The organism is Pseudomonas sp. FIP_A4 (assembly GCF_036701605.1).
GTDB lineage: Bacteria > Pseudomonadota > Gammaproteobacteria > Pseudomonadales > Pseudomonadaceae > Stutzerimonas > Stutzerimonas phenolilytica.
In genome coordinates this window covers 86,082-108,377 of record NZ_JAYDXP010000127.1, presented here as the reverse complement: position 1 = coordinate 108,377, position 22,296 = coordinate 86,082, and the positions used below count along the sequence as shown (strand labels likewise).

The following is a 22,296-nucleotide window of genomic DNA, read 5'->3' as shown; positions in this document are numbered from 1 at the left end:
GCCGCCGCCTCGGGCGCGCCGGCGGACTATGCTCCGTTCTCAAAGGTTCCGCTCCCGTGAATGCCCGTGCCGAGTTGCCCAGCCCAGCCATGACCCGTACGACCTCCCGGGGCTTGCCCCGCTCCCTGACCAACGGCCTGCGCTGGCTGGCGTGGCTGACCTTCAATGCCTTCGCGCTGTACCTGGTGGTCGCCCTCTACGTCCAGAAGCAGATGGCCTTCGCCCTGCTCGGGCTGGTGATCACCGCGATCGCCAGCTACCTGTTCATCAACCGGCGCATGTACGCGCAGCGCTACATCTTCCCGTCGGTGGCGGGCATGCTGGTGTTCGTGATCTTTCCGCTGCTCTACACGGTGGGCATCGGTTTCACCAACTACAGCGGCAGCCACCTGCTCAGCCAGACCCAGGTCGAGCGCTATCACCTGAGCCAGACCTACCTGGCCGGCGAGCGCTTCCGCTTCAGCCTGCATCCAAGCCCTGATGGCGAGCGCCTGCGCATCGACAAGGGCGAGCAGGGTGCGTTCGTCAGCCCGCCGCTGACCGGCGAGCCGGATGCGGAAGCACCGCTGACGCTGCAGCCGGCCGATAGCGTCGAAGGGCTGGGCGAGGCGCTGCCGGTGCGCGAGGTGATCCAACGGCGCAAGGCGTTGGAGCAATGGGTATTCCAGGCGCCGGACGGCAGCCTGCTGCGCTTGTACGGCCTGCGTGAGGTGGCGGCGGTGGAACCGGTCTACCGGCAGGACGGCCCCGGTGTGCTGGTCGACACCCGCAGCGGTGCACGCCTGACCGCCGACATGGAGCGCGGCTTTTATGTGGACGAGACGGGCAAGGCGGTGCCGCCGGGCTTCACCGTGTTCGCCGGCTTCGCCAACTTCACCCGGGTGCTGAGCGAGCCGAGCATCCGTGAACCCTTCGTGCAGATCTTCGCCTGGACTTTCGCCTTCGCCGGGCTCACCGTGGTCTTCACCCTCGCCGTGGGGCTGGTGCTGGCCAGCCTGCTGCAATGGGAACTGGTGCGCGGCAAGGCCTTCTACCGGCTGATGCTGATCCTGCCGTATGCGGTCCCGGGGTTCATTTCCATCCTGGTGTTCCGCGGGCTGTTCAACCAGAACTTCGGCGAGATCAACCTGCTGCTCGAGGGATTGTTCGGCATCCGCCCGGACTGGTTCAGCGACCCGACCCTGGCACGCACGATGATCCTCATCGTCAACACCTGGCTCGGCTACCCCTACATGCTGCTGCTGTGCATGGGCCTCTTGCAGGCCATCCCGCGGGACCAGTACGAGGCCTCGGCGATCGATGGCGCCAGTCCGCTGGACAACCTGCTGCGCATTACCCTGCCGCAGCTGATCAAGCCGCTGATGCCGCTGTTGATCGCCTGCTTCGCCTTCAACTTCAACAACTTCGTGCTGATCACCCTGCTGACCCGTGGCGGCCCGGACATCATCGGCGCGACCACGCCGGCCGGCACCACGGACCTGCTGGTCAGCTACACCTACCGCATCGCCTTCCAGGATTCCGGGCAAGACTTCGCCCTGGCCGCGGCCATCGCCACGATGATCTTCATCCTCGTCGGTGCCATGGCGCTGCTGAACCTCAAACTCTCGAAAGTGAAGGTATAAGGAGACGGTCATGGCCATGGTGCAACCGAAATCCGCGCGTTACCGGCTGTGGGCGACCCACGCGGCGCTGCTGGCCTTCGTCGCGGCAATCCTCTTCCCGCTGCTGATGGTGGTGTCGATCTCCTTTCGCGAGGGCAACTTCGCCACCGGCAGCCTGTTTCCCGAGAACCCGACGCTGGAGCACTGGTCGCTGGCCCTCGGCATTCCCTACACCCACGAGGACGGCAGCGTGACGAACCCGCCGTTCCCGGTGCTGCTGTGGCTGTGGAACTCGGTGAAGATCGCCCTGGTCAGTTCGGCGCTGATCCTGCTCCTGTCGACCACCAGCGCCTACGCCTTCGCGCGCATGCGCTTCGGCGGCAAGGCGCCGATCCTCAAAGGCATGCTGATCTTCCAGATGTTCCCGCCGGTGCTCTCGCTGGTGGCGATCTACGCCCTGTTCGACCAGCTCGGCCAGCACGTCAGTTGGCTCGGGGTGAACAGCCACGGCGCGGTGATCGTCGCCTCGCTGGGCGGCATGGCGCTGCACATCTGGACCATCAAGGGCTACTTCGAGAGCATCGACGCCTCGCTGGAGGAGGCTGCTATCGTCGATGGGGCGACCACCTGGCAGGCGTTCTTCCATATTCTGCTGCCGATGAGCGTGCCGATCCTGGCGGTGGTGTTCATCCTCGCCTTCATCACCAGCGTCACCGAATACCCCATCGCCTCGGTGCTGCTGATGGACGTCGACAAGCTCACCCTCTCAGTCGGCGCGCAGCAGTACCTCTATCCGCAGAACTACCTGTGGGGCGACTTCGCCGCCGCCGCGGTACTCTCCGGGCTGCCCATCACCGCCGTGTTCCTCTACTGCCAGAAGTGGATCGTCGGTGGCCTGACCGCCGGCGGGGTGAAGGGCTGACGTGTGAGTTGAAACGAGGCGCGAGACCGGGGAGCGGATGCCATGCGAACCGGTGCGCCAGGCCCATAAGAAGAGCAGAACAAGAACAGGGAACCGCCCATGAATGCCGCGATGCCACCACTGCTGCCATTGATCCCCACCAAGCTGGCGATTCCCATGCTGCCGCCGGGCCTGCTCGAACGGCCGCGCCTGGACGAGTGGCAGCAGCGCCTGCCGCAGGTGCGCCTGGCGGTGCTGCACGCCGCCAGCGGTTTCGGCAAGACCACCCTGGCGGCGCAGTGGGCGCGAGCCTTCGATGGGCGTATCGCCTGGTTCCAGCTGCATGCCAACGACAACCTGGGGCTGCAGTTCGGTCGCTACCTGACCCAGGCGCTGGACCGCCAGCTGGACGCCGGCTGTCCGCTGGCAGTGGCGCTGGCCGAGCAGGGCCGGGTGTCGCTGGATGCGTTGTTCACTCAGCTACTGGCCGAACTGCCGGGCGAGCACGAGGCGATCCTGATCGTGCTCGACGAGTTCGAGGTGCTGCACGACGCCGAGTTGATCGCCGGGCTGCGCTTCTTCCTGCGCCATATGCCGAGCTGGATGACCCTGCTGGTGTGCAGCCGGCGCCTGCCCGAACTGGGTGTCGCCGAGCTGCGGGTCAAGCATCAGCTGCTGCTGCTCGACGCGCGCCAGCTGGCCTTCGAGGATGACGAGGTACAGGCGCTGCTGGAACTGGGTGTGCCGGCAAGCATCAACCGCGAGCAGGTCGAGCGTCTCAACCGCCGCATCGGTGGCTGGCCCTGCGCGCTGCAGTTGGCCCTGCAGGAGGTGCAGACCAGCCGCGGCATGGACCTGTTCCTGGAGAACCTGCAGCTCGGCCACCCGGACATCCGCGACTACATGCGCGAACAGGTGATCGAGGGGCTGCCCGAGGACCTGCGCGGTTTTCTCGAGGCGACCTGCCTGCTCGACCGCTTCGACGCCGCCCTGGCTGATCGTCTGACCGAAGCCTGTCACGGCCGCGAGATGCTCGAACGGCTCGAGCGTGGCGGCCTGTTCATCCAGCCGCTGGACAGCCTGCGCCGCTGGTACAGCTATCACCCGCTGTTCGCCGTGTTCCTGCAGGGCGAGCTGCGCACTCACCAGCCGCAGCGGGTCAGCCAGCTGCACCTGCGTGCGGCCTCCGCGCTGCTGGCCGAGAACATGCCCGAGGAAGCCGCGCGCCATGCCGTGCAGGCCGGCGACCCGCAGCAGGTCGACGAGATCCTGCAGCGCCACGGCCGGGCGTTCTATCGCCAGGGTCGTCTCGGGTTGCTGCAACAGTGCCTGGAAACCCTGCCGGAAGCGGTGATCGCCGGCTCGCCGCTGCTCACCCTGCTGCAGGCCTGGGTGTCGCAGAACTCCTATCAGTTCGATCACGTCGAGCGCTGGTTCAAGGCCGGCGAGCTGGCGCTGCAGCGTAGCTGCTCCGAGCAGGACTGGGCGCGCATCGTCTGCGAGTTCAATGCCGTACGTGCGCAGGTGGCGATGAACCAGGGCGACGAGCAGCGCGCCATCGCCCTGGCGCGGGAGGCGCTGACCCGCGAGCCGCTGATCATGCGCACCTCACGGGTAGCGGCGATGTCGGGCCTGGCCGAGGCGCATTTCGTCCAGGGCGAACTGCCGCAGGCGCAGAAACAGTACGAGGAGGCCGAACGCCGCGCGCGGGAGATCAATGCCTCGCACCTGGTGGTCTGGAGTCTCGGGCAGCTGTCGGAAATCGCCATCGCCCAGGGGCATCTGCAGAAGGCCTATACCCTGCAGGAGCGCGCCATCCAGTACATCGAGCAGCAGAACCTGCAGGCCACGCCCATCGTCGAGTTCATCTACCGGGTGCGCGGCCAGGTGCTGCTGGAGTGGCACCAGCTGGACGCTGCCGAGCAATGCGCGTTGCAGGGTATCCAGATACTCGACGAACTGGACGACCCACGCTGGCGCCTGCAGAGTTACGCGCTGCTGGCCGGCGTCGCCTACGCCCGCGGCCAGCAGCACGCCTGTGCCGACTACATCGCCCAGTTGCAGACGATGCTCGCCGACGACCGCTACCACATCGACTGGCTGGCCAATGCCCACGCGATCATGCTCGCCTACTGGGACTCCAGCCAGGATCGCGAGGCGATCCGCCAGTGGCTGCTCAGCGCGCCGCCGGTGAGCGGCGGCGCCAACCATTTCGCCCAGCTCAATGCGCGCAACCACGCCCGTGCCCACCTGGCGCTCGGGCAGCTGGAGCGCGCGCTACCGATCCTGCGCCAGCTGCTGACCGACGCCGAGCGCCACGGTCTGGAGATGGATCGCAACCGCAACCACATCCTCCTGGCGCAGCTGCACTGGTTGCGCGAGGAGCGCCAGCAGGCGCTGGATCACCTGCAGCGGGCCATGACCCTGGCCAGCGGCAGCGGCGCCATCGGCAGCTTCCTGCGCGTCGGCAAGCCGATCATCGGCATGCTCAAGTGCCTGCTGCACGAGCGCACCCTCGATGAAGCCGAGGCCCAGCGCGCCGCGCGCTTGATCCAGCTGGCGCAGCAGCAGCGCGATTTCAGCCGCGCCATTCGCATCACGCTGGACGAGGCGGTGATCCAGGACATCATCAACCGCCCCGACGTGCCCGAGCTGATCCGCCGTTCGCCGCTGACCCGGCGCGAATGGCAGGTGCTGAGCCTGATCCACGCCGGGCAGTCCAACGAGCAGATCGCCGATCACCTCAACGTCGCGCCGACCACCATCAAGACGCACATCCGCAGCCTCTACCAGAAGCTCAACATCACCCATCGCAGCGAAGCGGTGCAGCTGGCGCGCGACTTGCTGAGCAAGATTCAGGGCGACTAGCAGGTTTGGCTGACCGCCGGTCGTCCTCCCCGCGAGTGGACGCCCGGGGAGGAGGAGGGCGGCGCCCGTCTGTGGCACCTTCGAGGCTTCCCGCGATGGAGGCGCCACGATGACGATGAGCGAAAAGCAGAAGATGCTGGCCGGCGAGCTGTACCGCCCCGGCGACCCGGAAATCCTCGCCGACCAGGCCGCGGCCAAGGCCTGGATGGTGCGCTACAACGCGGCGCTGGCGGCCTCGCCAGACGAGCGCCGGGCGCTGCTGGCCGAGCGGCTGGCCTCGGTCGGTGCCGGCGCGGTGATCCGTCCGCCGTTCCACTGCGACTACGGCTACAACATCCACCTGGGCGAAGGCGCCTTTCTCAATTTCAACTGCGTGATTCTCGATGTGGTCGAGGTGCACATCGGCGCCGGTGCGCAGATCGGCCCGGCGGTGCAGCTCTACACCGCCGACCATCCGCGTGACCCCGAGGCGCGTCGTTCGGGTGTGGAGTTCGGTCGGCCGATCCATATCGGTCGCAACGTCTGGGTCGGTGGCGGGGCGATCATCCTCCCGGGTGTGACGGTGGGCGACGATGCGCTGATCGGTGCCGGCAGCGTGGTCACCCGCGACGTGCCGGCCGGCGCCACCGTGGTCGGCAACCCGGCGCGGGTGCGCTGACCGGCTCGCTGTTGCCGTCTACGCCCTCGGCCAGCGGACCGTCTACGCCCGGCCCTTACGCCTGCAGGAGCCCGCCGCCGGAGGATGTTGCGACCGCTTGCCGCACCTAGAGTGACCCCGTCTTCACGCTCACTCAAGGTACGTGGTATGTCCGAGCAACTTCAGAACTGGTGGCGCGGCGGGGTGATCTATCAGGTCTACCCGCGCAGCTTCTTCGACAGCAACGGCGACGGCGTGGGCGACCTGCCCGGCGTGCTGCACAAGCTGGACTACATCGCCAGCCTCAACGTCGACGCCATCTGGCTGTCACCCTTCTTCACCTCGCCGATGAAGGATTTCGGCTACGACGTGGCGGACTACCGCGGCGTCGACCCGCTGTTCGGCACGCTGGATGACTTCGTCCGCCTGGTCGAGGCCTGCCACGAACGCGGCATGCGCGTGCTGATCGACCAGGTGCTCAATCATTCTTCGGACCAGCACCCCTGGTTCGTGGAGAGCCGCTCCAGCCGCGACAACGACAAGGCCGACTGGTACGTCTGGGCCGACCCCAAGCCGGACGGCAGCGTGCCGAACAACTGGCTGTCGGTATTCGGCGGCCCGGCCTGGAGCTGGGACAGCCGGCGCCGGCAGTACTACCTGCACAACTTCCTCTCCAGCCAACCGGACCTGAACTTCCACTGCCCGGCCGTGCAGGATCAGTTGCTCGATGACATGGAGTTCTGGCTCAAGCTCGGCGTGGACGGCTTCCGCCTGGACGCCGCCAACTTCTACTTCCACGACCTCGAACTGCGCGACAACCCGCCGAACACGGAGGTCCGCGAAGGCAGCATCGGCGTACGGGTGGACAACCCCTACGCCTACCAGCGGCATATCTACGACAAGACGCGGCCGGAAAATCTGGAATTCCTCCGCCGTCTGCGTGCCTTGCTGCAGCGCTATCCCGGTGCCTCCTCGGTGGCCGAGATCGGCTGCGACGAATCGCTGCGCACCATGGCCGCCTACACCAGCGGCGGCGACACGCTGCACATGGCCTATTCGTTCGACCTGCTGACCGAGCAGTGCAGCCCGGCCTATATCCGTCGCACGGTGGAAGGCATCGAGCGCGAACTGGCCGATGGCTGGTCGTGCTGGTCCATGGGCAACCACGACGTCGTGCGGGTGATGACCCGCTGGGCCCTCAATGGTCGGCCCGATCCGGAGCGCGGTCGGCTGCTAATGGCGCTGCTGCTGTCCCTGCGCGGCAGCGTCTGCCTCTATCAGGGCGAGGAGCTGGGGCTGCCGGAAGCGGAACTGCGCTACGAGGATCTGGTCGATCCGTACGGCATCACCTTCTGGCCGGAATTCAAGGGCCGCGACGGTTGCCGCACGCCGATGCCCTGGGAGAGCGAGGCGCATCACGCCGGCTTCACCGGCAGCCAGCCGTGGCTGCCGGTGGACGACTCGCACCGCTCGCTGTCGGTGGCCGCGCAGGATGCCGACCCGCACTCGATGCTCAACTGCTACCGGCGCTTCCTAGGCTGGCGGCGCGAGCAGCGCCTGCTGATCGAGGGCGACATCCGTATGGTCTACCATGACGACGCCCTGCTGGTATTCGAGCGCCGGCTGGGCGAGGAAGCCTGGTTGTGCCTGTTCAACCTCGGCGACCTGCCACGCAGCTACGAGCTGCCGGCACAGGCGGTGCCGCTGATGGACGTGCCGGCGAGTTTCGCCGAGTACGATGACCATTGGGCGCGGCTGCCGGCGCATGGCTTCGGCTACGTGCGGCTGGCGCGGTAGGGAGCCGGCAGCGGCGGGGGGCCGCCGCTGCGAACGAACGAAGTGCATGGCGACATCTACGGAGAACAACAACGATGGCCAGTGTCACGCTGCGCGACATCTGCAAGAGTTACGACGGTACGCCGATCACCCGGCATATCGACCTGGATATCGAGGACGGTGAGTTCGTCGTCTTCGTCGGTCCATCCGGTTGCGGCAAATCCACTCTGCTGCGATTGATTGCCGGGCTCGAGGACATCACCTCGGGCGATCTGTACATCGGCAACCAGCGCGTCAACGACCTGCCGCCCAAGGACCGTTCGGTGGGCATGGTGTTCCAGTCCTACGCGCTCTACCCGCACATGACGGTGGCGGAGAACATGGCCTTCGGCCTCAAGCTCGCCCACGTCGACAAACAGGAGATCAAGCGCCGTGTCGACGCGGCCGCGGCCATCCTGCAACTCGACAAGCTGCTCGAACGCAAACCCAAGGACCTCTCCGGCGGCCAGCGCCAGCGCGTCGCCATCGGCCGCACCATGGTCCGCGAGCCGAAGGTCTTCCTCTTCGACGAACCGCTGTCGAACCTCGACGCCTTCCTTCGCGTGCAGATGCGCATCGAGATCGCCCGTCTGCATCAGCGCATCCGCTCCACCATGATCTATGTGACTCACGATCAGGTTGAAGCCATGACCCTGGCCGACAAGATCGTCGTACTCAACGCCGGCGAGATCGCCCAGGTCGGCCAGCCGCTGCACCTTTATCACTACCCGAAGAACCGCTTCGTCGCCGGCTTCCTCGGCTCGCCGCAGATGAACTTCGTCGAGGTGCGCGCCGTCTCCGCCAGCCCGGAAGCCGTCACCGTGGAACTGCCCAGCGGTTATCCACTGACCCTGCCGGTGGATGGCAGCGCCGTCAGCGCTGGCGACCTGCTCACCCTCGGCATCCGCCCCGAACACTTCGTCATGCCGGACGAAGCCGACTTCACCTTCCATGGCCAGATCACCGTGGCCGAGCGTCTGGGCCAGTACAACCTGCTCTACCTCACCCTTGAACGCCTGCAGGATGTGATCACCCTCTGCGTCGACGGCAACCTGCGTGTCACCGAAGGCGAAACCTTCGCTGCCGGCCTCAAGGCCGACAAGTGCCACCTGTTCCGCGCGAACGGCGAGGCGTGTGCGCGGCATTACCGGGAGCCGGCGATATATGGGTGAATTGCTAGCTAGAAACAGTCGGGGTTGCGGTGAGCTGGGATACGACTGTAGGACTGATTGGAGTAGGGCCAGAGCTGGCACATCTTGCGGCCAAGCATGCTGCCTGCGGCTAGATCGCGGTTGAAACCGTCGACAATAGCGGCCTGAGCGTCTTCGCTAAGCTTTCGACACGGCAAAGAAAAAGCCCCGAGACTCTTTCGAGTCTCGGGGCTTCGTGTTTGGTGGAGCCGGGGGGATTTGAACCCCAATTTTTTCTCTGCGTTGATCTGCAAAGCCCAGCATTACTGGGTCCGCTGCCTCGTTCGTCCACATTGAACCGCACTGATCAGCAGTGATTTCGACACTTTCTCGACAGAATGGCAGTGTGACATCATTGCTGCTTGGATCTTAATAAATGCCGCAAGGGTCGTAAGCCGTACCGGTCTATGAAAATGATGATGGATAAACAACCACGCAATAACAAAAAAATAATTCGATTTTGGCTCGGATGCGTTCTTCTTTCTGCTGCTGTCGCGTCAACCCTATACCCCTTAAAGCGCCTAAACGCAGAAATCAGCAATGAAATCTTGAGCGCAAATTGGTGCGGGTACCAAGGACGCGAAAAACCGTGGATCAGTAACTCACCCAAGTGTATTGAAGATAAGGAGAGAATTCCTATACTTCAGGAGGAACTTGAAACGAATGTACTGCTGACTGCCATAGCACAGGCATTTTCGATTCTTCTTCTTAGTATTCCCATAACTTTCCTGGCAATTATGCTAACAAAAAATAAAGTAATTGATCTGCTTTCATTAATTTTCAATAAACTAAAAGGCAGCTATAAAATAAACAGCGCAACCAAGCAGATGGAAAAGCACAGAAAACTTCTAGAGCTTGGCGTTTTAACTAGAGAGCAATATGAAGCCAAGGCTAAAGAGTTGCAAAAATCAATAATCGAAAATCTGTAAACCGTCATGATAGGTAAGGCATTATTTCAAGGAGGGAGCGTGCACAAATATCTATATCTAACTAAAGCCCAGTGGGTCGACACATGGGTTAATGGCGGCTCAATACCAATAGCCTTGGCAAGCTCATATCTATCCGATATCCGCGATGGAATAATGACGCCGGACGAAAATCTTATTCATGAGTCTAATATCCCTATTCCCAGCCTTCAGCAGCACGGCATTCACATAGAGAACACCCGAAACATAACAATTACCGGCTTCATAAGTAACGGCATAAGGCAGCCCGACATTCTTCATGCTAACTACTATAAAGAGGACGGATTGATATTGTCCTTTTGCAATTCTTTTAATAGGGAAATTGCCAAGCGCATGGGAAAAGAAGCATGCGTTAGAATCCTTAATATTGAAAAGCTTAGAAAGTCAATAGATAAGCAGATCGGTTGCAAGGGGATAATGAAAGATTGCGAATACACCTCAAGCCATAATCGCAATCATTTTTTGAAGCATGAATCCGACGCATGGCAAGACGAATATAGGATGTTTTGGCGAACCACTCGCGAAAGATGGGTTGTATTGCCTGAGGGCACCGCCGAGCTTGTTGCGATATTCGAGTAATACAAAATGCACTAGTCGGTTTAAACCGCAACAATCTGGTATGGCAATGACTTTGCCCGGTTATTGACTATTAGGATTAGTTGCACCTCACTTGCTCCCCTGCGCTCGGGCATACCATCGCCTAGCTACTTTCCGTGTGATTGCTATCCCGCGCTGGGTTGGCTCAAGTTTCGGTTGGCTTCGTCGTAATCGGGGCTGGTCTGGCCTACCTCTGGGGCGATCTGCCCACTTGCCAACCAAAGAGCGTACTGGGGGAAGATCTTCACCAGTACGTCTATCTCCTCTGTGCTTACTCGCACCACTCCCTTACTAACGCTTCTCCAGCGCTCGTAGTCCCCGCCGTGCTCGCTCGTTTTTTTCGGCCCTAGCTTCTTGAGAAGAAGCCGAGCCCTATCAGCCGCTGTCATTCGATAGACGATCATCATTGGGAAATTATTGACCATCGCTGGTAGATGGTAAATAATTCCTCCGTGGTTAATAGTTTCCCAGTTGCCGCTGGGGAGATACAGCAGAGCATAGTGGAGTAAAGCGGATGGATACGGAAGGTTTTGACCCGCAAAAGCTGCACGGCGCCCCGCCCCTGATGCCGTGGCCGAAGTTCGCCGAGTGGATCGGCATGGGCGACGAACCCATCGTGGTACGCACCTGGCTGGAGCGCGGCTATCTGCCTTCGCAGAAGGTCGGCAAGCGCACGATGGTCAACGTGGCCTTGCTGCATCAGCAGCTTCTCGAACAGGAGTGGACGCTATGAACAAGGCAGACGACAGCCTGGACCTGTGCAGTCTCAAGACCTTCGCCGAAATGAGCGGCGTATCTGTAGAAGAAGCCGCCGACTGGGCTGCTACCGGCACCATCCCGACCATGCGCCTCGCGGACTTCCGCATGGTCAACCTCGCGCGCCTGCGGGCCGACCTGAAGAAAGGCAAAAAGGAGTTCAAGGAAGGAGACTACAGCCATGCGTAAGCCCGGCATCACCCTGGATACCCAAGCCGCTATGGGCTACATCGGCCATACGGTTCTCGTTGAGCTGCACTGGGATGATGAGCCCGAGTCCTTCTGGTACTGCCTGCATATCGTCGGCGTGATGCTGCCCGTCGAAGGCGTGTATGAGCATGGCTGCTTCATGACCCTGGAGCTGAACACCCAAGACGATTTTCCCAACGAAGTGTTCTTCTCGAACATTCGCACGATCAGGGTGATGCGGCACCGCGACCGGCATGGTTCCGGCAACGTACTGGGCCGTATCGCCCTACCCACCTCAGCAAGGTCAAGGGCCGCGCTCCCGGCTCGTCGGAACAGCTTCACCGTTCCGTCGAACGGAAGCACGGGCGCAGCGCACCCTTGACCCTGCACGCTCATGAAAAGCCTATCGCGGGGAGTGTGGGGTAGCTTTTCCACCCCACGCTCCCGAGCCCTCGGCGGCAAGAGCGGGATGACAAGGGCAGCGCCCTTGGTGTTATTCGTCCTCGCGCGCCGCGCCAATTTCTGCCTTCCGCACCTGCTTCTCGGGCTGGCCAGCCTCGTGCTCTGCATCGCCCTTGCCGGCACGCCGCCGCCCGACCGCCCGTACCTCCCGCCATTCACCCTGGAACAACCCTGTGTGGATGACCCAATCGAGTTCTTCATCGACGCCGTTACTGCATGGCAGCTAATGAGCGCGCGCACGGCAGCACAGTTCTACGCCGAGCGTAGCGAGCGCGTCGCCTGTGCCGGCGTGCGCGCGCCCCCGCGCTGACGTCCCTGTAACACGTCAGATAAACGAAGGTTGAGAACCGCATTAATCAGCATTAGGAAGTGAAACCAAATGGCCAAACCAAAAGATTTTCTCCGTCTGGACATGCTCGCCCGTGAAGATCGCAACGGACGTTTGTTCGTCGATCCGGGCACGGCGGCAATCGTCGATCTGTCCAAGGTCCGTTTGCTGCGCTGCGGCGTCGATACGGTCCGTCAGCTGTACCGAGGGCTGATTCGGCCCGAAGTCATGGCGCTGTTCGAGAAGCCGGGCGCAATGGTCGAGTTCGCCGGGGAGATCTGGCACTCAGGACGGGTGGGCCGCGACTCGGGTTACCAGTACAAGCTGCAGAACGCCGATCTCGGCTTCGTCCTGCTCATCAAGAACTTCAACGCCAAGCTGGAACAGATCGGCCCTCACCTGAAAATCGAGGTGTCACCGCACGCCATCGATGCGCTGTCACCTGAGCGCCTGCAAGAGCGGATGGACTACTACGCTGCAGCCGTGATGACCCACCGCGAACGCAACCAGTGTGCGGTCCATCTGGCGTTGGACCTCCAGGGCTGGAAACCGCCGGTGGATCTGGTGGCACGCCTGCATTGCCGGGCCAGAACACATCGGGATATCTCGGGCATCAATCAGGTGGAGTGGGCGACCAAGTCCAGCGTCTACGGGCGTGGGGAAACGTCCATGTTCGGCTCCGCTGGTGGCGTCCAGCTCTGCATCTACAACAAGACCGAGCAGGCCCGCGCAACGGACAAGCTCGACTACTGGGAAAGCGTCTGGCGTCGCCGGGATTCGTTCGATGCCAAGGACCCGGAGAACTACAACCCAGCCCAGGACGTGTGGCGAGTCGAGCTGCGTTATCACCATTCGATCATCCAGCAGTTCGCCAGCGGCTCGACCGATGTGAAGACCGGGCAAGCCATTGATACGGACTCGTTCGCAGCGTTTTCGGGCCATCTGGACGGCCTGTGGCGCTATGGCCTGAGCCAGTTCAAGCTGCTCGCTCGCCCCGGCTACTTCGATCCGATCTGGACGCTGATGCGCGACGATGCGCGGGTCGATCTGCCGGTCGATTCCCTGGTCGATGAAACCGAGTACAAGCGGTACTACAAGACCTCTCGAGGCTTCTCAGGGAAGAACGTGGAACTGTTCCTGGGAAACTTCGTAAGCCTGCTGGCAAGGGAGCGAGTGGGCGCTAAGAAAGCATTCGAGACCTTGAAGCAATGGGATTGCTGGCCGGTCATCCGTGATCACTATGCCGCCAAGGATATGAGCGAGCGCGACCTCTACAAGCACATCAAGGATCTGCTGCAGGAACGCCATGTGAGGTGGGGCAGGGCGATCTGATGGCGATCCAGCAAACCGACGATGGCCGCTGGAAAGTCGATGTAGAGCCGATCAAGGGCAAGCGCTTCCGCAAGACCTTCAAGACCAAGGGCGAAGCTCAGCGGTTTGAGGCGACGTGTCGGGCGAAGGTGATAGAGAACCGGGAGTGGTCGCCCAGCACGACAGATACGCGACGGCTGAGTGCGCTGATCGAATCCTGGTATGACCTGCACGGCCATTCACTGAGGGACGGTCTGCGGCGTCGCAAGAAGCTCGATGCTCTGGCCAAGCGGCTGCGAGATCCCATCGCCTCACGGATCGACCCGCAAGCCTATGCGCATGATCGCCGGGTTCGCATGGAGGCGGGCGCCTCGCCGAAGACGCTCAACAATGAGCTGGGCTATCTGCGCTCGGTCTACAACGAGCTTCGCGGCTTGGGTGTCATCAAGTACGAGAATCCGCTCGCCCTGGTGAAGCCGTTGAAGATCCAGGAGCGTGAGCTTTCATGGCTGACGAACGAGCAGATCGCTGAACTGCTGGAGTCGATCCGCAACGGCTGCGATAACCCGCATGTGGAGCTGGTCGCCATGATCTGTCTGGCAACCGGGGCACGATGGTCCGAAGCCGAAAGGCTGCAGCCGGGATCTATCCGAAACGGGGTCATCACCTTCAGCAGGACCAAGAGCGGCAAGGTTCGGTCGGTCCCGATCTCGCCGGAGCTGGAGAAGAAGATAACCAAGCACTGGAAGCGCCACGGGCATTTCACCCCGGCGATAACCTCGTTCCGGCGTGCGCTGGCGCGAACCACGATCAGGCTTCCGAAAGGGCAGGCCGCTCATGCACTGCGGCATACCTTCGCCAGCCACTTCATCCAGAACGGCGGCAACATCCTCACGCTACAGAAGATCCTGGGCCATTCGAGCTTGGCCATGACCATGCGCTATGCGCATCTGGCGCCGGATCATCTTTTAGACGCAGTGAAGCTAGGCCCCTTGCGTAGCTTTGGGGAGTGAGTAGGAGACGTTTTTCCCGTTCTCCTTCACATATCCTCTTTTGCGCAGTGTTGCGTAGATTTGCTCAATCTCTTTGATTGGGGTTGATTTACCGACCTTCGAATGGATGGTGTTGAGTAGTGTCTTGGTCGTCTTTGGCTTAGATGTCTTTCGCCCAATTAGATCGGCTACTACGGCTTTGACCACAGGATCTTCAGCCGCTGGCGCAGGAGCTTTTGGAGTAGCTTGAGGCTTTGGCTTGGGGGGCGGACTGACCGGCTTAGGGGGTGCCTCACCGGGAGTCTTGAAGCAGGGCATCTCTTCAATCGATTCTGAGCGTAACGCGAAGATTCCCTTGCTCTTTAGGTGCTTCAGAAGCGGGTCGAAGCCTTTATCCCGGGAGATGATGTGGTAGAACCCGGAAGGGTCCGCATTAGCCAACTGCCCGAGGTAATAGGCAATGTGAAAGTCCAATGCATTAGCGCCAGGGGTGTCGAGCTGGATGTAGTCGGCTCGCTGACCTAGTCGATGTACCGATACCGCCAGCTCTGTAGGAAGCCTGGTGTTATTTGGGCCTAAAAAAACCCTCAGGCAGAAGTGCGGTTCGCTGAGCAGCGCCAGGGACGACGCTTGGACATTCTCGTAATCGATCAAAACGTAATTGGTGCGCATCCTTTCGTCCCTGGTCTTCCTTGCGAACATCTGCCGCCGTGCTCAAAGGTTGGAATGCCGCCTAAGCTGCGACACTTTTTCGACATCGTCCACCCCAGAAAGCAAAAAACCCTGAAATTCTCTAGGAAAATCAGGGGTTTAAGTGCTTCTAATTGGTGGAGCCGGGGGGATTTGAACCCCCGTCCGCCAGCTCTCCGCTATCGGTTCTACATGCTTAGCCAGATCTACTGAGTTAACTCCGCGCCGCCCGATTGGCAGGGTGCTTGGAGCGAGCTGTATAAGTTTTAGCCGTTACGTCTACAGCGAACTTGGCGGCGATCCTGTTCTGTCTGACGGTCATTTCGGGTTTACAGGCATCCCCTAGTGACCGCTGGCGCCGAAGCGACCAGATGAAGGTTAGGCGGCTAGCGCGTACCCTTCGTAGTTGTCGTCGTTGGCAACTATAGGTTTGCAACAGTTTATTTACGAGTTCTGTTACCAACTCGGCATGCCCCTCAAGTTTCGTTACCGGCGTCGAATCCTAATCGGCCCCTGGTGTCGCTTGTGGTGCTGGCGGCGAGTGTACGGTGATCGTTACACGGTGTCGATCACTTTTTAATCATGATGGTTACAGAATGTACAGCTGGACGCGGCGGGATCGCCAGGGCGGACCCGCCGCGGTACCTCAGTTGCCGGCGCCCGAACCCGAGCCGCTGGAGCCGCCACTGCCGGAGCTGCCGGGGCCTTTGAGTTCCTGCAGGGCCTTGGTGGAGTGAGCGATGCAGCCCTCGGTGTCGCCAGCTTGCTGGGCCTGCTTGGCCTGCATGACATGTTCTTCGACCTGGCTCTTGGCTGGTTCGCCGAGTGTGGTGCTCTGGGTGGCCATGTTGTCTTCGATCTCCTGAAGATTGGTCTGGCACAGGTCCTGGGCGGCGAAGACGGCGGGACTGGCGAGCAGTACGGCGGATGCGAGCAGTGCGTGAATTTTCATGGTGGGTCCTCCAGTCTTGTGGACTTCCCGGGCCTGCCTGAAAACTGCGGAAATGGCGGCGCCGAGTCGAATCGAACCCGTCAGGGGCTCTGAAATTCCGACTGCGATTGCGCATGAGCGTTCATCGAAATGCCATAAACGAAACGGCCCCCGGCATTGCGCGCGGGGCCGTTTCGCCATTCAGGCCGGCGTGGCCGCCTTACGCCGGGTGACGCGGTCGACCAGGTAGACCAGGCCGTGATAGTCGATCTCGCCATGCCGCGACAGGCCGATCTCGCAGGTGCGGCTGGTGGAGATGCCTTCCTCGCAGATCTGCACGGCGTTCTTCAGGCTGCGCAGTGCGTGCTCGTTCAGCTCCGGCGTGGTGAAGCCCTTGTCGCCGGCGAAGCCGCAGCAGTGGATGCCTTCCGGAATGACCACCTCGTTTGCGCAGCGGCGGGCGATATCGATCAGTGCCTGTGCTTCCCCAAGATGCTGGGTGCTGCATGTGACGTGCACGGCGATCGGCTTGTCCTGCGGGACGAAATCCAGCTTGTCGAGCAGATGCGTGCGGATGAAGCGCACCGGGTCGTACATGTCGAGGCGTTGATCGGTCAGGCCCTGGACCAGGCGCAGGGTACAGGGGCTGGTATCGCAGTAGATCGGGTCGAGCCCGCCGCGGCTGGCCTTGAGCAGCGCGTCGAGCATTTCCTGCCGCTTGCGTTCGCCCTGTTCGGCATAGCCCTTGGAGGCAAACGGCTGGCCGCAGCACAGGTCGTTCAACTCATCGGGGAAGATCACTTGGTAGCCGGCCTTTTCCAGCAGACTGCGGGTCTTGTCGAGCAGCGGCTCCTGTTCCTGATCGCGTGCCGCCGGGCCCATTGCACGGGAAACGCAGGCGGCCAGATAGACCACGCGCGGACGTTCGTCCTGCACGGCTGCTTTGGGCAGATGCAGGCGTTGCAGCGGCTGCGGTGTCGCAGGGGTCCACTGCGGCACGCGGCCCTTGCTGGCGTTGGTCATGGCCGCAGACAGCTTGGCCAGGCGCTTGGTGCCGAGAATGATGTGCGCGCCATTGGCGGCATGCAGCATGAAGCGGGTGCCCTGCACGGCCGTGGAGAAATGATCGGCCAGCCAGTTGGCAGTGCCGGTGCGGTTCGCCTCGCGCCCGCGCAGCTTGCGCACCAGGTCGCCGGTGTTGATGCCCACCGGGCAGCGCTGGGCGCAGAGGCCGGTGGCGGCGCAGGTCTCGACGCCGTGGTAGTGGTAGAGCCGCTCGATTTCCGTGGTGTCGACACCGGCGCGCTTGCGCGCCTGGATGTCGCGCCAGATGACGATGCGCTGGCGTGGCGTCAGGGTCAGCCCATTGGATGGGCAGACCGGCTCGCAGAAGCCGCATTCGATGCACTTGTCGACGATCTCGTCGGCGGCCGGCATCGGCTTGAGATTCTTCAGGTGGATGTCCGGGTCTTCGGAGAGCACCACGTCCGGATTGAGGATGCCGGCGGGGTCGAGCAGGCGCTTGATCTTCCACATCAGCGCATAGGCCTCGCTGCCCCATTCCAGCTCGACGAAGGGCGCCATGTTGCGCCCGGTGCCGTGCTCGGCCTTGAGCGCGCCGCCGAACTCGACAGCCACCAGCTGTGCCACTTCGCCCATGAAGGCCTCGTAACGGGCGACCTGCGCCGGATCATCGAAGCCCTGGGTGAAGACGAAGTGCAGGTTGCCTTCCAGGGCGTGGCCGAAGAGGATCGCCTCGTCGTAGCGGTGCTTGTCGAGCAACTCGATGAGCCGATTGACGCCCTCGGCCAGGCGCTCGACAGGGAAGGTCACGTCCTCGATGATCACCGTGGTGCCGGTCTGGCGCACGGCGCCGACCGCTGGGAAGGTGTCCTTGCGGATTTTCCACAGCTGGTTGTAGACCACCGGGTCTTCGCTGAAGTCGACCTGTTTCTCCACCGGGAAGTGCGCGATGGAGGTCATGATCAGATTGATTTGCTCGTGCAGCAGCGACTGACTGGCGGCGCGTGATTCGATCAGGAGCGCGCAGGCCGTCGGTGACAGTTCCTTCACCCACTCGGGCATGCCGGCCTTGTGCTCGACCGAGCGCAGGCTGCGGCGGTCGAGCAGCTCCACCGCGGACACCGGTTGCTGCTTGAGCACCGGCACGGCGAGGCAGCAGGTTTCCACGTCGGGGAACACGACCAGCGCGCTGGCCTTGTGCGGATGGTCCGGCACGGTGTCGTAGGTCACTGCGCTGATGAAGCCCAGCGTGCCTTCGGAACCGACCATCAGGTGGTTGAGGATGTCCAGCGGCTCGTCGTAGTCGACCAGCGCATTGAGCGAAAAGCCGGTGGTGTTCTTCAGCCGGTACTTGTGGCGGATCTTCGCGGCCAGTTCGGTATTGGCGCGGGTTTCGCGACCCAGCTCGGCCAGCTGCTCGAGCAGGGCGGCGTGGCTCTGGCGGAACGCGGCAACGCTGGCGGCATCTTCGCTGTCGACCACGGTGCCATCGGCCAGCACGACGCGCAGGCCGGCGAGTGTTTTGTAGGTGTTCTGCGCCGTACCGCAGCACATGCCGCTGGAATTGTTGGCGACGATGCCGCCGATCTTCGCCGCGTTGATCGAGGCCGGGTCGGGGCCGATCTTGCGCTGGAAGGGTGCGAGCACGGCGTTGGCATTGGCACCGATCACGCCCGGCTGCAGGCGGATTTGCTCGCCGCCGTTGCGAATCTCGCGGCCGTTCCAGTTGTCGCCGAGCACGATCAGCACCGAGTCGCTGATCGCCTGGCCGGACAGGCTGGTGCCGGCGGCGCGGAAAGTCACCGGGACGTTTTCCGCGTGGGCCAGCTTGAGCAGGGCGATCACCTCGGCTTCGGATTCGACGCGCACCACCAGCTTGGGGATCAGCCGGTAAAAGCTCGCGTCTGTGCCGAAGGCGAGGGTGGAAAGCGGGTCGTCGAAGCGGCGCTCGGCAGGGATCAGCCGCTCGACCTCGGCGAGGAACGCCGCCGGCAGCGGAGTGCGTTCGAGGGGCAGGGCGGCGTTCATGCGTCCTCCAGGATCAGCAGGATCAGATCCTTCGGGCCATGGGCGCCGTAGGCCAGCACCTGTTCGATATCGGCGGTTTTCGACGGGCCTGAGACCAGCAGCGCATTGGTCGGCATGCCGGCGGCCCACTGGAACTTCTGCTGGATCTCGTAGAAGTTGTCGTGGATTTCGCTGGCCTTGAGGATGGCGAAATGGACCGGCGGCACCAGACTCATCAGGCGCGGCTCCTCGCGAGTCGGCCACATGATCAGGCTGCCGGTGGAGGCGATGGCGCCGAGGGTGCCGGTGAGGCTCGCCGGGGTGTCGTTGAACAGCTCGTCCTTCCAGTCCTCGACCGGGCGGTCGTAGGCCTTCAGCGTCGGCAGGCCTTCACGGCCGGCGCAATGCGCGGTGAAGCGCTGGCCGTACGGCGTGGTTGGGGCGATCAGCAGACTCGGTAGCTGGCGGTCGTGCAGCAGCTGTTCCAGCAGGGCGGGCCAGCCGGCGTCCGTGGTCAGGTGAATCTCGGTGTGCACCGCTTCCATCAGCTGGCGCAGGCGGGCGATGCGCTGCTCGGGTGCGTAGCTCCACGGCTGGGTGACCAGCGACTCGTCGTAGTCATCGACGATCGGCGTGGTGCCCTCCAGGCTTTTCTTCAGCTTGGCGAGGATATTGGCCTTGGCGCTCATCGTTTGCCCTCCAGGTGTTCCTTGGCCAGCTCGTGCAGCGAGCGGGCGGCGGGTTTCGGTGCGCTGTGGTTCTGCGTCCAGGGGCCGATGTTCGATGGCGTCAGGCCGCGCAGGCGGGTGGCGAAGAAGCCGAATACGCGGTACAGCGTCGGGCTGGTGTTGAGCAGGCGCCAGCCGGCCCAGATCAGTCGTTCCTGCTTCGAGTATTTGCTGCCCTGGCCGCGCATGACTTTGTGCGGATCGTCCGGCGCCTTGACGTTCTCCTCGCGCAGGCGCCGCAGGATGGACGGAATCGGAATCTTCACCGGGCAGACTTCGCCGCAGGCGCCACACAGCGACGAGGCGCTGGGGTGGTCCGGCACCTTGTCCAGGCCGACCATGTGCGGCGTGATGATCTTGCCGATCGGCCCGGGATAGACCTCGCCGTAGGTGTGGCCGCCGACGCGGGTGTACACCGGGCAGTGGTTCATGCAGGCGCCGCAACGGATGCAGTTGAGCGTCTGGCGCAGCTCGCTGTCGGCGAAGGCCTGGCTGCGGCCGTTGTCCAGCAGGATCAGGTGCACTTCCTGCGGGCCATCCAGCTCATGGGCCTTGCGCGGGCCGGAGATCATGTTGACGTAGGTAGTGATGGGCTGGCCCAGCGCGGAGCGGGTCAGCAAGGAGAGCAGCGGGACCACATCGCGCAGATTCTCCACCACCTTCTCGATGCCGGTGACGGCGATGTGCACCGGCGGCACGGTGGTGCTCATGCGGCCGTTGCCTTCGTTCTCCACCAGCAGCAGGGTGCCGGTTTCGGCTACCGCGAAGTTCACGCCGGAGACGCCGATATCGGCCTCGAAGAACTTCTGGCGCAGGGTGCGGCGGCCGATCTGAATGAGTTGGTCGACGTCCTTGGTGTATTCCACGCCAAGTTTCTCGTGGAACAAGGACGCGACCTGGCCGGCGTTCTTGTGGATGGCCGGCATGATGATATGGGAAGGCTTCTCGTGGTCGAGCTGGACGATGTACTCGCCCATGTCCGATTCCAGGCATTCGATGCCATGGCCTTCGAGGAAATGGTTCATCTCCATCTCTTCGCTGACCATCGATTTGCCCTTGATCACTTGTCGCGCCTCGTGAGCACGGGCGATCTCGAGGACGATGTTGTTCGCCTCGTCCACCGTCTCCGCCCAGTGCACGTGCACACCGTTGCGGGTCAGGTTGGTTTCCAGCCGCTCGAGCAGTTCGGGCAGCTTGGACAGTGCGCGGGCGCGGATATGGTTGCCCATCTCGCGCAGCCGCTCGCGTTCGTCGGCATCGCTGAACGCCGCGGCGCGCTTGGTCATCAGCGAGTCCATCGCGGTGCGGAAGTTGCGCCGCAGCTGCTCGTCCTTCAGCGACTTGCGGGCACGGGCGCGGAAGTCCGGGTCACCGGCGTTCTCGATCTGGATCGCGGGGATGCGCTGTTCGGCGTTCATCGGGCACCTCCGGTGCGTTGCCAGAGGAAGCTCGCCAGATGCTGGCCGCGCAGGGCTTCGCGCTGCTTTTCCAACGAGCCGTTGATGTTCATTAGGCAGCCGCAATCGGCGCTGACCACCTGATGCGCGCCAGACTCCTTCAGCGCTCGGGTCTTGTCCAGCACCATGGCGCCGGAGATGTCGGGCATGCGCACGCTGAAGGTACCGCCGAAGCCGCAGCATTCGCTCTCGTGGTCATGCTCGACCCGCTCGACCTGGCCCAGCTGGGCGAGCAGGGCGCGGCCGTGCAGGTGGGTGTTCATCTCGCGGCGGGCCGAGCAGGAGGTGTGCAGGGCGACCTTGGTCGGCGTGCCGGCATCCTTGAACTCGACCTGGCAGACGTTGAGCAGGAACTCGGCCAGCTCGAAGGTGCGCTCGGCCAGTGCCTGTGCCTTCTTGAGCGTTTCCGGCTCGTCCTTGAACAGCTCCAGATAATGGTGGCGCAGCATGCCGGCACAGGAGCCGGAGGGCACTACCACCGGCCAGTCGTTGGCGAACAGCGCCAGCTGCGCGCGGGCGACCTTGCGTGCTTCGTCGGTGTAGCCGGTGGTGTAGGCCGGCTGGCCGCAACAGGTCTGCCCCTGCGGGTAGTGTACGGTCAGTCCTTCGCGTTCGAGCAGACGGATGGCGTCCAGGCCAGCCTCGGGATAGAACAGATCCACCACGCAGGTACCGAACAGGTAGACCTGAGTCGGCTTGGCCGGGTACTCGCGTGGCTTGGGCAGCGGCGGCGCGACGCGGGTGGCGTTCGGCGCGGCGTTGTAGAAGAGTTCGCTCATCGGCTTGGTCTCCGGGTGGGCCCGGTTATCCGCAAACTGCGGGATGTTGGAAACGCTCTTGCCCCGCGC

At 62.8% G+C, this 22,296-nt stretch carries 20 protein-coding genes and 1 other RNA gene; 14 read left to right on the top strand and 7 right to left on the bottom strand.

Annotated elements, in window-relative coordinates; all coding sequences use genetic code 11:
• Positions 1-56: 56 nt before the first annotated feature.
• The 14 genes from malF to U8L64_RS15850 all read left to right on the top strand — a co-directional run bounded on the left by malF (position 57) and on the right by U8L64_RS15850 (position 14,633).
• Positions 57-1,622, top strand: coding sequence for a maltose ABC transporter permease MalF (gene malF, locus U8L64_RS15920; protein WP_333398262.1), 1,566 nt, complete (start codon positions 57-59; stop codon positions 1,620-1,622).
• Positions 1,623-1,632: 10 nt separating this feature from the next.
• Positions 1,633-2,523, top strand: coding sequence for a maltose ABC transporter permease MalG (gene malG / locus U8L64_RS15915; protein ID WP_003283570.1), 891 nt, complete (start codon positions 1,633-1,635; stop codon positions 2,521-2,523).
• 99 nt (positions 2,524-2,622) lie between these two features.
• The gene (gene malT / locus U8L64_RS15910; protein WP_333398261.1) at positions 2,623-5,370 is read left to right on the top strand and encodes an HTH-type transcriptional regulator MalT; all 2,748 of its coding nucleotides are present in this window, start codon (positions 2,623-2,625) and stop codon (positions 5,368-5,370) included.
• A 109-nt stretch (positions 5,371-5,479) separates the two neighbouring features.
• Positions 5,480-6,028, top strand: coding sequence for a sugar O-acetyltransferase (locus tag U8L64_RS15905; RefSeq protein WP_200629248.1), 549 nt, complete (start codon positions 5,480-5,482; stop codon positions 6,026-6,028).
• 147 nt (positions 6,029-6,175) lie between these two features.
• Positions 6,176-7,804: an alpha-glucosidase gene (locus U8L64_RS15900; protein WP_333398260.1), complete on the top strand. Its 1,629-nt coding sequence runs from the start codon at positions 6,176-6,178 to the stop codon at positions 7,802-7,804.
• Between the two features lie 74 nt (positions 7,805-7,878).
• A complete protein-coding gene (gene malK / locus U8L64_RS15895; protein ID WP_054094622.1) occupies positions 7,879-8,994 on the top strand; it encodes a maltose/maltodextrin ABC transporter ATP-binding protein MalK in 1,116 nt (371 codons plus the stop codon).
• Between the two features lie 425 nt (positions 8,995-9,419).
• Entirely contained in the window at positions 9,420-9,941 is a 522-nt protein-coding gene (locus U8L64_RS15890; protein WP_333398259.1) for a hypothetical protein, read from the top strand.
• Positions 9,942-9,980: 39 nt separating this feature from the next.
• A complete protein-coding gene (locus U8L64_RS15885; protein ID WP_333398258.1) occupies positions 9,981-10,556 on the top strand; it encodes a hypothetical protein in 576 nt (191 codons plus the stop codon).
• A gap of 532 nt (positions 10,557-11,088) precedes the next feature.
• On the top strand, positions 11,089-11,307 hold the full coding sequence (locus tag U8L64_RS15875; protein ID WP_014852368.1) for a hypothetical protein: 219 nt from the start codon (positions 11,089-11,091) through the stop codon (positions 11,305-11,307).
• A complete protein-coding gene (locus U8L64_RS15870; protein ID WP_333398257.1) occupies positions 11,304-11,519 on the top strand; it encodes a hypothetical protein in 216 nt (71 codons plus the stop codon). Before U8L64_RS15875 ends, U8L64_RS15870 begins: the two co-directional genes overlap by 4 nt.
• Positions 11,512-11,901, top strand: a complete 390-nt coding sequence (locus U8L64_RS15865; protein ID WP_333398256.1) for a hypothetical protein — start codon at positions 11,512-11,514, stop codon at positions 11,899-11,901. The genes U8L64_RS15870 and U8L64_RS15865 overlap by 8 nt, the downstream gene beginning before the upstream one ends.
• 108 nt (positions 11,902-12,009) lie before the next feature.
• Positions 12,010-12,291 carry a hypothetical protein gene (locus tag U8L64_RS15860; RefSeq protein WP_333398613.1) on the top strand — a complete coding sequence of 94 codons (282 nt, stop codon included), beginning with the start codon at positions 12,010-12,012 and terminating at the stop codon, positions 12,289-12,291.
• A 69-nt stretch (positions 12,292-12,360) separates the two neighbouring features.
• The gene (locus tag U8L64_RS15855; RefSeq protein ID WP_333398255.1) at positions 12,361-13,641 is read left to right on the top strand and encodes a hypothetical protein; all 1,281 of its coding nucleotides are present in this window, start codon (positions 12,361-12,363) and stop codon (positions 13,639-13,641) included.
• The gene (locus tag U8L64_RS15850) at positions 13,641-14,633 is read left to right on the top strand and encodes a phage integrase (protein ID WP_333398254.1); all 993 of its coding nucleotides are present in this window, start codon (positions 13,641-13,643) and stop codon (positions 14,631-14,633) included. Before U8L64_RS15855 ends, U8L64_RS15850 begins: the two co-directional genes overlap by 1 nt.
• Here U8L64_RS15850 and U8L64_RS15845 read toward each other — a convergent pair.
• From U8L64_RS15845 to U8L64_RS15815, 7 genes are all read right to left on the bottom strand, one after another.
• Entirely contained in the window at positions 14,604-15,284 is a 681-nt protein-coding gene (locus U8L64_RS15845) for a PIN domain-containing protein (protein ID WP_247655407.1), read from the bottom strand. The genes U8L64_RS15850 and U8L64_RS15845 overlap by 30 nt on opposite strands.
• 153 nt (positions 15,285-15,437) lie before the next feature.
• Positions 15,438-15,816: a transfer-messenger RNA gene (gene ssrA / locus U8L64_RS15840) on the bottom strand.
• A gap of 132 nt (positions 15,817-15,948) precedes the next feature.
• On the bottom strand, positions 15,949-16,254 hold the full coding sequence (locus U8L64_RS15835) for a hypothetical protein (protein WP_008568977.1): 306 nt from the start codon (positions 16,252-16,254) through the stop codon (positions 15,949-15,951).
• 180 nt (positions 16,255-16,434) lie between these two features.
• Positions 16,435-19,284 (bottom strand): FAD-binding and (Fe-S)-binding domain-containing protein, encoded by a 2,850-nt coding sequence (locus U8L64_RS15830; RefSeq protein WP_333398253.1) that lies wholly within the window; start codon positions 19,282-19,284, stop codon positions 16,435-16,437.
• Positions 19,281-19,952 carry a LutC/YkgG family protein gene (locus U8L64_RS15825; protein WP_043298177.1) on the bottom strand — a complete coding sequence of 224 codons (672 nt, stop codon included), beginning with the start codon at positions 19,950-19,952 and terminating at the stop codon, positions 19,281-19,283. Before U8L64_RS15825 ends, U8L64_RS15830 begins: the two co-directional genes overlap by 4 nt.
• On the bottom strand, positions 19,949-21,409 hold the full coding sequence (locus U8L64_RS15820; protein WP_043298176.1) for a LutB/LldF family L-lactate oxidation iron-sulfur protein: 1,461 nt from the start codon (positions 21,407-21,409) through the stop codon (positions 19,949-19,951). Before U8L64_RS15820 ends, U8L64_RS15825 begins: the two co-directional genes overlap by 4 nt.
• Positions 21,406-22,227 (bottom strand): (Fe-S)-binding protein, encoded by an 822-nt coding sequence (locus U8L64_RS15815; protein WP_273526181.1) that lies wholly within the window; start codon positions 22,225-22,227, stop codon positions 21,406-21,408. The genes U8L64_RS15820 and U8L64_RS15815 overlap by 4 nt, the downstream gene beginning before the upstream one ends.
• Positions 22,228-22,296 lie beyond the last annotated feature (69 nt).